We start from the raw sequence: 10,182 nt of genomic DNA, 5'->3' as shown, positions 1-10,182 counted from the left end.
TATTTTTAGTCAAGTAAATATACAATTATTGAGACTCCTTTTTATAAAAAGGTAACTTCCACTTCTGAAAATTCGTTATGCTTTGTTAATTGTAGCGTAGAGAAGTTTTGAATTGAAAAATTAAGGAAACTTTAGAAATATATACACCTGAGCAAACGCAAAATTCGATGAGATTATTTTAATCCTTTTGAGAAAAAGGGTAATAAAAACGAAACATAAAGATGAACTATAAGGAATTTTCCTGATGTAATATCGACACATGCAATATGTCATCAAAATGAAATATTCGCACATAATATTCTTAATTGTCTTCATTCCTGCACATTCTTCTGGACAGAATGAATACTTCGCAACCGACAGTTCAAAATCTATTGGAATAAATTTAATAGACGGTGGAGACTTGACAAATTCTCGAATGTGTCAGGTAAAAAATGGAGCCCAAACTACGAAATACTCGCCTTACGAGCTTAAAGAATTTGGATTCAAAGATGGTCGAGTTTACATTTCAAAAGAAATTCAAATAGCAGATTCATCGATAAGAGTCTTTCTGAAGCGATTACATAAAAGGGACTTCTAAAAATAGCAAATTTCAAGGCGTGAGAAATTTCAAAACCGCAGTTTACTATTGTAAATGAGGATTTTAAAATATCGAAACAACGAAGAAATTTGCATTTTTAGAAGTCGCCTAAAGGAAAAACAACTTTATATCATTACAAGGGCAAAAAAATTAAGACTTTTTATATTGAAAAAGACAGCACTTTATTTATTGATATACCAAAACAAAATATAGCAAATGAACCTTTTTCTGAAATCCTAGCAAGATTAACAAATGATTGCCCAAATATTTCAGACGCATGTAAACTTGTTAAATAGACACATTTCAGTAAGAATTAATCCCAAAAGCTTATCTAAATTTTCGATTTATATCTATCTTTATCGGCAAAATAATCTACTACCCAGGTTTTACATTTAAAAACAGCAGAGTGTAAAACATTTTTAGGAATAAAATACGAATCTCCTTTTTTATATATTTTTGTAATGCCACCAATACATAGATTCATTTCGCCTTCGAGGACAAAACCCCATTGAGCGCCGTGAGAATGCTCCGCAACTTCACCTATTGCATCAATTTCCATAAAAACAACTTGATGATCATTACTTTGTGAAATCCATCCTTTTATACCTTTAAACTTGATGTCAGCCTCCGGAAGGCCCATTATCATCTCTGGAAAAATCTGTTTCATAATTTTCTATTTATTCTCATTTTATTATGTAGAACTTGACATTATTTTCAATCCATAATATAAGTGCCCATATTCTTCACCATCAAAATTGGCAATATTAGGCATATGTCCCCACTTCTCAAAACCAAACTTCTCTAATAGCTTAATACTTTGAATATTATGCTCCAATAATATTGCAATCAGATTTTTTATTTCATACTTATGAGAATTATTAATAACAAAATCTAACAGTTCTGAACCTAAGCCAAGATTTTGAAAATCTTCATGAATAAAATAACTAACTTCTGCAACATATTGCAATGCCATTCGTCCGGGTCTATATGGGCTCAGCGAAATCCATCCCAAAATCATTTCTTCATTTTCGGCGACAAAAATCGGATATTTATAGTTGTTATGTTCTGCAAACCACTTTTTTCTATCCTCAATAGAAATTGGCTCCAAATCTGCTGTTGACGTCCTTGATGGAATAGATTGATTATAAATCTCATTTATCTGGAATAAATCCTTATTGTTTGCTAATCTTATTTTCATTTTTTTGAAATAGTTAGAGTTTCAAGCTACATGAATTTTAGTATTTCCGGTATAGAATAATCATTAGATCTTTTATGCAATATATAGCATAATTTTCAATTGCTTGGTAATCAAAATATGGGATGTAGTTTAATGTCGATTTTCATTGAAATTTGGTTTTGCAAAATACACATTGTTCTATTTATTAGTATTAGTTTTTCTCTTTTTTCTTCTTTTCTTTTTCTTATTGAAGTCTTTTGATAGGGCAACAAGTTTATTCCGTTCATTATAAAGCTCATTAATATCCCCAATATGAACCGGATATACAAACTGCATGTAGTATTGTTTTGTAGAATTTGAGTATAAATGCGCATTATAAAAAAGGCCTTTGTAAAATGGATTATGCACTGAAAGAGTATTTCCTTGATATGATACAATAATTAATGAATCATTGTTTGAATTTTGTTCAACATTCCAAAAGTCAATTATTGTATCGTTTAAAAATTTACATCCAATGAATAATTGTTCACCATTCTTTATGTCAATGTAAGGAACAATCTTATATATAGAGTCATTATATACAATTGGAGAATAGAATTGCCCATAAGAGTGAATTGTCAAAAGTGTAGTGATAAAAAGAACTATATTTTTCATGTCTTAATAGAATTAATACCCACGTCTTTCCGTCTAAAAACCTCGAAATTAGTATTTATTTTTTAAAGATTTAGTCATTTTCGCATAATATTAGCGATCCAAAGGCTACTATTGTAAAATCATATTTACTGGTGTAGGAAATTTATCTGAAGAATATTTCCTGTTTTGGCTGATATTTACCAAATTTTTGTAATAAAATCATAAATAAAAACTCCAATAATAAATATGAAAATATTTATATTTGACGGGAATAAAAATTGTGTTTTATTGAGAATTTAATTTGTTAAGTTTATGAAAAATATAAGCGTCAGTAAGAAAAAATCAATGATTTATGCAAAAGGAATATTATATTTCATTTTATCATTATTCATTTCATGTTCTAGCCCAAACAAATCGGCAGAAATAGAAAAATTTAGTGTCAATCCGTTTATTGGAACCGGTGGGCATGGGCACACTTATCCCGGAGTTTGTAGTCCGTTTGGGATGGTGCAACTAAGCCCCGACACAAGGCTCGATGGTTGGGATGGTTGCTCTGCCTATCATTATTCCGACAGTGTAGTTTATGGATTTAGCCACACTCACTTAAGCGGCACAGGTTGTTCCGATTATGGCGATATTCTGTTGATGCCAACCACGGGAAAACCAAGTTTGAATAATGAAGATTATGCATCTAAATTTAGTCATAAAAATGAGAAAGCAACTGCAGGCTATTACAGCACAAAGCTCAACGACTACGGCATTATAGTAGAACTAACTGCCACACAACGAGCTGGTTTTCATAAATATACTTTTCCTGAAAGCGAAAAATCAAACATAATTATCGACCTCGACCATAGAGATAAAGTTTTGGATGCCGAAATTGAAATTCTTAGCGATACAGAAATTGCCGGAAAAAGAATTTCAAGAGCATGGGCAAACGAACAGCATGTCTATTTTGTAGCCAAATTTTCGAAAGCATTTACAAATTCAGGAATTTCAATCGACGAAGAAATTTCAGCGGAAGCGAAAAAAGCAGAAGGCAAAAATCTGAAAGCGTTTGTTTCTTTCTCTACCAAAGAAAATGAAGAAGTTCTACTAAAAATAGGACTTTCTGCGGTAAGCGTAGAAAATGCCCGAAAAAACTTAGATGCAGAAATACCGGAGTGGAATTTCGAAAAAATAAAAACCCAAGTAAAATCTATCTGGGGAAAAGAATTAGGAAAAATTATTGTAGAAGGCGGAACGCAAAATCAACAAACAGTTTTTTACACGGCTTTATACCATAGTATGCTCGCTCCAAACATTTTCATGGATATAAATGGACAGTACAGAGGCAGAGATTTAAATATTCATCAGGCTAAAAATTTCGAAAACTATACAGTTTTTTCGCTTTGGGATACTTATCGTGCAACTCATCCATTATTCACCATAATTGACCAAAAAAGAACTAACGATTTTATTCAAACTTTTATCAAGCAATATGAACAAGGCGGAATGTTACCGGTTTGGGAACTTTCGGCAAACGAAACCGGCTGTATGATTGGCTACCACTCTATTCCGGTAATTGCCGATGCATTTATGAAAGGTATAAAAGATTATGATGTAGAAAAAGCATTTGAAGCTATGATAAATAGTGCCGAGCAAGACCATCTGGGATTAGAATTTTACAAAGAAAAAGGATATATTCCCGGAAACAAAGAAGGGGAATCGGTATCGAAAACCCTTGAATATGCTTACGACGACTGGTGTATTGCCAAAATGGCGAAAGAACTTGGAAAAGAAGATATATATATAAGGTATATTGAACGAGCCCAGAGCTACAAAAATATTTTCGACGCTTCCACAGGTTTTATGCGTGCAAAACACAACGAATGTTGGAAAACTCCATTCGAGCCACGTGAAGTCGATTTTAACTTTACTGAAGCAAATTCCTGGCAATATAGCTTTTATGTTCCGCAGGATATTAGCGGATTGATTAAATATCACGGTGGAAAACAAAAATTAGAAGCCAAACTTGATGAATTGTTTTCAGCCAATTCAGAAACCACAGGTCGTGAGCAAAGCGATATTACCGGACTGATAGGGCAATATGCCCACGGTAACGAGCCAAGTCACCATATGGCTTATTTATACAATTATTTGAATAGTCCGTGGAAAACCCAAAAAATTGTCAGGCAAATAATGGATGAGATGTACACAGCCAAACCCGATGGACTGTGCGGAAACGAAGATTGCGGGCAAATGTCGTCCTGGTATGTTCTTAGTGCAATGGGTTTTTATCCGGTTACACCTGCCTCGAACATTTATGCAATTGGAACTCCGATTTTTCCAGTGGCAAAAATAAATCTCGAAAACGGCAAACAGTTTATTATAAAAGCAAACAATGTTTCCAACAAAAAAATTTATATCCAGTCTGCAAAACTTAACGGAAAGGATTTTACGAAAACCTATATTTCCCATTTTCAAATTATGGAAGGTGGCGAACTTGTTTTCGAAATGGGTGCTGAAGCTAACAAAAATTGGGGAAGCCTCGATGCAGACATACCTGTGGCTGCTATAAACGAGCACTTAATAATGCCCCTACCTTTTGCGAAAGCCGAAAAAACCTTTAGCGAAACCACTGAACTTTTGTTGGGCTCTATTACTGAGGCTGCAAAAATCTATTTCACTCTTGATGGCTCAGAACCAAATCTGAATTCGCAGGTATTTATAGAAAAAATAATCCTTACTGAGACAACTACACTCAAAGCCTTTGCACATCACGAAAAACTGGGTAAAAGTAAAGATATTGAGGCTAAGTTTTTTAAAATCCGCAAAGACAGAAAAGTAAGCTATTTATTGAATGATAAACCAATTGATGAAAAATCAGAAACTAGGCCATACAGTACTCAATATACCGGTGGTGGCGATTTGTGTTTGATAGACCAAATTCGTGGTAGTTCTGATTTTAAAACCGGCGAGTGGCAGGGATTTCACGAAATTGATGTGAATGTAGTTGTTGACCTTAGTATGAAACAAAAAATAAAAACGGTTGGAATTGGCTGCCTTCAGGATATAAAATCCTGGATTTTTATGCCTATTGAAATTCAGGTTTTTACCTCGAATGATGGGATCAAATATTCATATTTGACTTCTATAAAGAATGATGTAAATCAGAAAACTGAAGGTGGGATAACTAAAGATTTCACAGCAAATGTAAATACCGAAGCCAGATTTATAAAAGTTGTTGCAAAAAATATGGGAATGTGTCCTGAATGGCATATAGGTTATGAGCACAACGGAAAAGGTTGGATTTTTGTTGATGAAATTATTGTAAATTAATTATGAATTATGATCCCGATAGCTATCTGGAGAATTATAAATTATGAATTATAAACTATGAAAAAAATGAGAGTATTTGCAATTGTTTTAATAATAGCAGTTTCTTTTGCAGGATGCAATTCCCAAAAAAAGATTACAAGCGAAAATCTAAAGATAGATTTAGTTCCTCAGGTTAGCGATTTAACAAAAAAATCGGGGACTTTTTCTTTCGATGAAAAAATAGTAGTTGTTTCAGAAAATGAAGAACTCCTGGATTTACAAGATTATCTGAGCAAATTTTTATTTGAAGAATGCAATAAGAATGTTGCAATAGTTAGTAAAAAACCCGATGGACTGCCATTCATTCATCTATTCTTGAAAAAGAATGCACAATTGGGAAATGAAGGATATACATTAGAAATTTCTGATAAATATATTGAATTGTCTGCACACGAACCGGCGGGAATTTTCTACGGAATTCAAACTTTAAAACAATTAGTGGCTACAAACAATCATGCTAAGATAATATTGCCACAACTGTTGATTACCGATATCCCGAAGTTTCCATGGCGTGGAATGCTGTTAGACTGTTGCCGTCATTTCATGGAAAAGGAATTTGTAAAAAGATACATAGACCTTTTGGCATATCATAAAATGAACCGTCTGCATTGGCATCTGACCGAAGATCAGGGCTGGCGAATTGAAATTGAAAAATATCCAAAATTAACAGAAATTGGAGCATGGCGAAACGAAGTGGATGGTAAAAAATACGGTGGTTTTTACAGTAAAGAAGACGTTAAAGAAATTGTAGAATATGCTGCCTCAAGATATATTACGGTTGTTCCTGAGATAGAATTGCCCGGGCACTCATCGGCTGCATTAGCTTCATATCCTGAAATTTCCTGCACCGGAGGTCCATTTCAGGTCGAAACCAATTGGGGTGTTTTTAAAGATATTTATTGTGCCGGAAATGATAATACTTTCGCTTTTTTACAAGATGTTCTTGATGAAGTTTGTGAACTATTTCCCTCAGAATATATTCACATTGGGGGAGACGAAGCTCCAAAATATCGCTGGGAAAATTGCGAAAAATGTCAAAAAAGAATCGAAGATGAAAAACTCCACGACGAACACGAACTACAATCTTATTTTATAAAAAGAATTGAAAAATATTTAAGCTCCAAAGGGAAAAAAATTATTGGCTGGGACGAAATTCTCGAAGGAGGCTTGGCACCCGGAGCAACAGTACAATCGTGGCGAGGAATAGAAGGTGGCATAGAAGCAGCACGAACCGGACACGATGCTATAATGAGCCCCACGAGTCATGCCTATTTCGATTATGATGTTAAAACAACCGATTTGGAGAAGGTTTATTCCTTCGATCCAATTCCAGAAGAACTGAATGAAACAGAAGCAAAACACATTTTGGGCGGGGAGTGCAATATGTGGACTGAAAGAGCACCACAAGAAACCATCGACAATAAAGTATTTCCGCGAATTTTGGCTATGGCCGAAGTTCTTTGGACATATCCTCAAAATAGAAATTATGAAGAATTTCACAATCGGGTGCAAACACATTACGACAGGTTAGAAAAACTTGGCGTGAATTATGGATTCGAATCTCAGCCTGTTATTTTCAAAACAGAAATCGACTTAAATACAGGAAATTATAAACTAATCCTTTCGTCAGGAAAACAAAAACTCGACATTCATTTCACGATTGATGGAAGTGAACCAAACGAAAATTCAGAAAAATATAGCCAAGCAATTCTTATAGATAAAACCTGCAAAATTAAAGCAATTGCACTGCACGATGGAAAGAGAATTGGGAATATTTTCGAAAGAAAATTTACGAAACATAAAGCTATTGGCAAAAAAATAATCCTAAAAAACCAATATTCTAAAAATTATCCTGCAAACGGCGAAAATTCTATAATAGATGGTTTGAAAGGGACAAATGAATATAGGGACAAACTCTGGCAAGGATTTGAAGGCGAAGACCTTGAAGCAATAATCGACCTCAATGAAACGATGAAAATATCTGAAATCAAACTTGGCTTTCTACAATCGGTTCCATCATGGATTTTTGCACCAACAAAAGTAAGTTTTTATACTTCAAGCAACGGTAAAGATTATGAAAAAGCAGAAGAAATAACCGACATTCTCCCAGAAAAACTTATGAAAACCACAACAAAAGATATTGGCATAAAACTCGATAACACCAAAGCTCAATTCATAAAAATTGTAGGACTGAACAAACAAAAATGCCCCGACTGGCATCCGGGTGCCGGCGGCAAAACATGGATATTTATTGACGAAATTGAAATATATTAGAAAATGGAAAACACAAAATCAAATCCAAATTACAGAAAAGCACTTATAGTTTTAACCTCTTTATTCTTCATGTGGGGATTTATAACTTGCATGAACGATATTCTCATTCCATTCCTGAAAAAAGTTTTTGAGTTAAATTATACACAAGCAATGTTGGTTCAGTTTTGCTTCTTTGGAGCATATTTTATAGGCTCTCTAATTTATTTTCTCATATCGGCTTCCTCAGGCGACCCAATTTCAAAAATTGGCTATAAAAATGGAATATTAATCGGGCTCATAATTTCAGCAATTGCTTGCGTTTTGTTCTATCCTGCTGCCGAGATGAAAGCCTACTGGCTATTTCTTACTGCCTTGTTTATTTTGGGGCTTGGCTTCACATTATTGCAAATTGCAGCAAATCCTTATGTAGCAATTTTGGGGAAATCTGAAACTGCTTCAAGCAGACTAAATTTATCGCAAGGTTTTAATTCCCTTGGAACTACCATTGCTCCGATTATTGGCGGTTTTCTTGTTTTTCATTATTTTGCAAAACTCGGAACGCCTCTTCTTTCCAATTCCGGACTACCTATAGTTACCGACGAAGGAGACCCAATCTCGGCTTATGGCGTACAATTACCATATTTGTTGTGGGCCGGACTTTTCATTATTTTAGCGTTTATAATAAAATTTACAAAACTTCCGAAATTTGCCAATAGTTCTACCATAGAAAAAGGTGCCGGCGCATTGAAACATCAACATCTCGTGTTGGGAATGCTTGCAATTTTTATGTACGTAGGTGGCGAAGTTAGTATTGGTAGCGTGCTCATAAATTATATTAAAGAAATTGTAGGTTACCCTGAAATGGAAGCAAAATCGTTTTTGGCTTTCTATTGGGGAGGTGCTATGATTGGTAGATTTCTGGGAGCAATCTCAATGAGCGAAATGCAAGATAAAGTTAAAAAGAGTTTAAGTATGATTGCTGTGGCTATTGCTGCATTTTTAGTGATATATTTTGCCGTGTATTTCGAAAGTGGTTTTGAATTTGAATTTGTTAGAATTACACCCTTCCTTATTTTTATAGGTGTAAATCTCATCGCTTTTCATTTTGGGAAATCCTTGCCTGCTCGTACCTTGATGATTTTCGCTTTAATAGTAATTTGTTTGCTTATTATCACATTGTTTTCAGACGGGAAATTAGCATTATGGACTGTGATAAGCATAGGTTTGTTCAATTCAATAATGTGGTCGAATATTTTCACACTCGCTATTAAAGATCTTGGAAAATATACCAGCCAGGGCTCATCACTTCTTGTCATGGCAATTCTTGGAGGAGCTTTAATTCCGTTGGTTCAGGGAGCTTTCGCCGATATGTTTGGAGCTTTGCATTATTCATTTTTTGTACCAATTATTTGCTATATATATTTGGCTTATTATGGTTGGAAAGGGCATGTTGTGAGGAAAACAGTTTCATAAAAAATATTGCTGAAAATACTGACATTCACGCTATTATACCCTGCGGGTTTTGAAAACCCGCAGGGTATTTTCATAAACAAATTAAAAAGCTATTCCAAAAACAAATTATTCATTTAGTTTTGATACTATGGATTTAATAATTTCTTTAGGGATTTTATTAACACAGTTTTTGCTGAACAAATTATTGTAGTTGAAAATAATTGCTTCTTTGCTGTTTTTAAAAACTAAAAACATATCATCATTTATTCCATAAAAATCTATCGTTTCGTTGCTATTTGCGTTTGCCGGATATAAAAATAAAATGTTTTCAGAATGAGGAATTAAGTCGTTTATGACATCATAATAATTTCTTCTCGAAAATGCCCCTATACAATTCTTATCTATAACTAAAACAGTTTTGTTTATATTATCTTGCAATTTATTATGTTTGAAAACATCATTCATTGCTTTCAGACATTCTTTACAGCCGATTTTGTTTAAGCAAAAAATTAACTCCACAATATAATCATTACCAATTGGATATTCCGGTCATGTTGACCCCTCAATCCGGCCATATTGACCCCTCTATATTTTGGTTTTAAAGAACGCTTTAATATGACAAAATTTCAGTTTATAAAATCATTTTTTCATACTTCAAATTTACTTTTTTTTCTTAAACTTTCTCCTCTTAATTCAATTCTGTGTGATGAATGAATTAATCTGTCAAGTA

Annotated in this window: 8 protein-coding genes; 4 read left to right on the top strand and 4 right to left on the bottom strand. The window is 33.8% G+C overall.

The annotated features are described in order from the left end of the window. Nucleotides 1-277 precede the first annotated feature (277 nt). Complete coding sequence (locus HN894_00590; GenBank protein MBT7141803.1) at nt 278-577, top strand: hypothetical protein; 300 nt, start codon at nt 278-280, stop codon at nt 575-577. A gap of 331 nt (nt 578-908) precedes the next feature. Here HN894_00590 and HN894_00585 read toward each other — a convergent pair whose 3' ends face one another. The 3 genes from HN894_00585 to HN894_00575 form a co-directional block, all read right to left on the bottom strand. Then, nucleotides 909-1,244: a cupin domain-containing protein gene (locus HN894_00585; protein MBT7141802.1), complete on the bottom strand. Its 336-nt coding sequence runs from the start codon at nt 1,242-1,244 to the stop codon at nt 909-911. A gap of 24 nt (nt 1,245-1,268) precedes the next feature. Continuing rightward, nucleotides 1,269-1,775, bottom strand: a complete 507-nt coding sequence (locus HN894_00580; GenBank protein MBT7141801.1) for an N-acetyltransferase — start codon at nt 1,773-1,775, stop codon at nt 1,269-1,271. A 177-nt stretch (nt 1,776-1,952) separates the two neighbouring features. After that, nucleotides 1,953-2,408 (bottom strand): hypothetical protein, encoded by a 456-nt coding sequence (locus HN894_00575; GenBank protein ID MBT7141800.1) that lies wholly within the window; start codon nt 2,406-2,408, stop codon nt 1,953-1,955. A 324-nt stretch (nt 2,409-2,732) separates the two neighbouring features. On the opposite strand from HN894_00575, the gene HN894_00570 reads away from it, so the two are divergent. The 3 genes from HN894_00570 to HN894_00560 are packed head-to-tail and all read left to right on the top strand — an operon-like array spanning nt 2,733 to nt 9,473. After that, nucleotides 2,733-5,708 (top strand): glycoside hydrolase family 92 protein, encoded by a 2,976-nt coding sequence (locus tag HN894_00570; GenBank protein MBT7141799.1) that lies wholly within the window; start codon nt 2,733-2,735, stop codon nt 5,706-5,708. 57 nt (nt 5,709-5,765) lie between these two features. Further along, nucleotides 5,766-8,021, top strand: coding sequence for a family 20 glycosylhydrolase (locus HN894_00565; protein ID MBT7141798.1), 2,256 nt, complete (start codon nt 5,766-5,768; stop codon nt 8,019-8,021). Between the two features lie 3 nt (nt 8,022-8,024). After that, nucleotides 8,025-9,473, top strand: coding sequence for a sugar MFS transporter (locus tag HN894_00560; protein MBT7141797.1), 1,449 nt, complete (start codon nt 8,025-8,027; stop codon nt 9,471-9,473). Nucleotides 9,474-9,578: 105 nt separating this feature from the next. Here the strand turns inward: HN894_00560 and HN894_00555 are convergent, their stop codons facing one another. Further along, nucleotides 9,579-9,890, bottom strand: coding sequence for a hypothetical protein (locus HN894_00555; protein ID MBT7141796.1), 312 nt, complete (start codon nt 9,888-9,890; stop codon nt 9,579-9,581). Between the last annotated feature and the right edge of the window lie 292 nt (nt 9,891-10,182).

It is taken from the genome of Bacteroidota bacterium (genome assembly GCA_018692315.1).
Classification (GTDB): domain Bacteria; phylum Bacteroidota; class Bacteroidia; order Bacteroidales; family JABHKC01; genus JABHKC01.
This window is presented reverse-complemented; position numbering and strand designations above follow the sequence as displayed.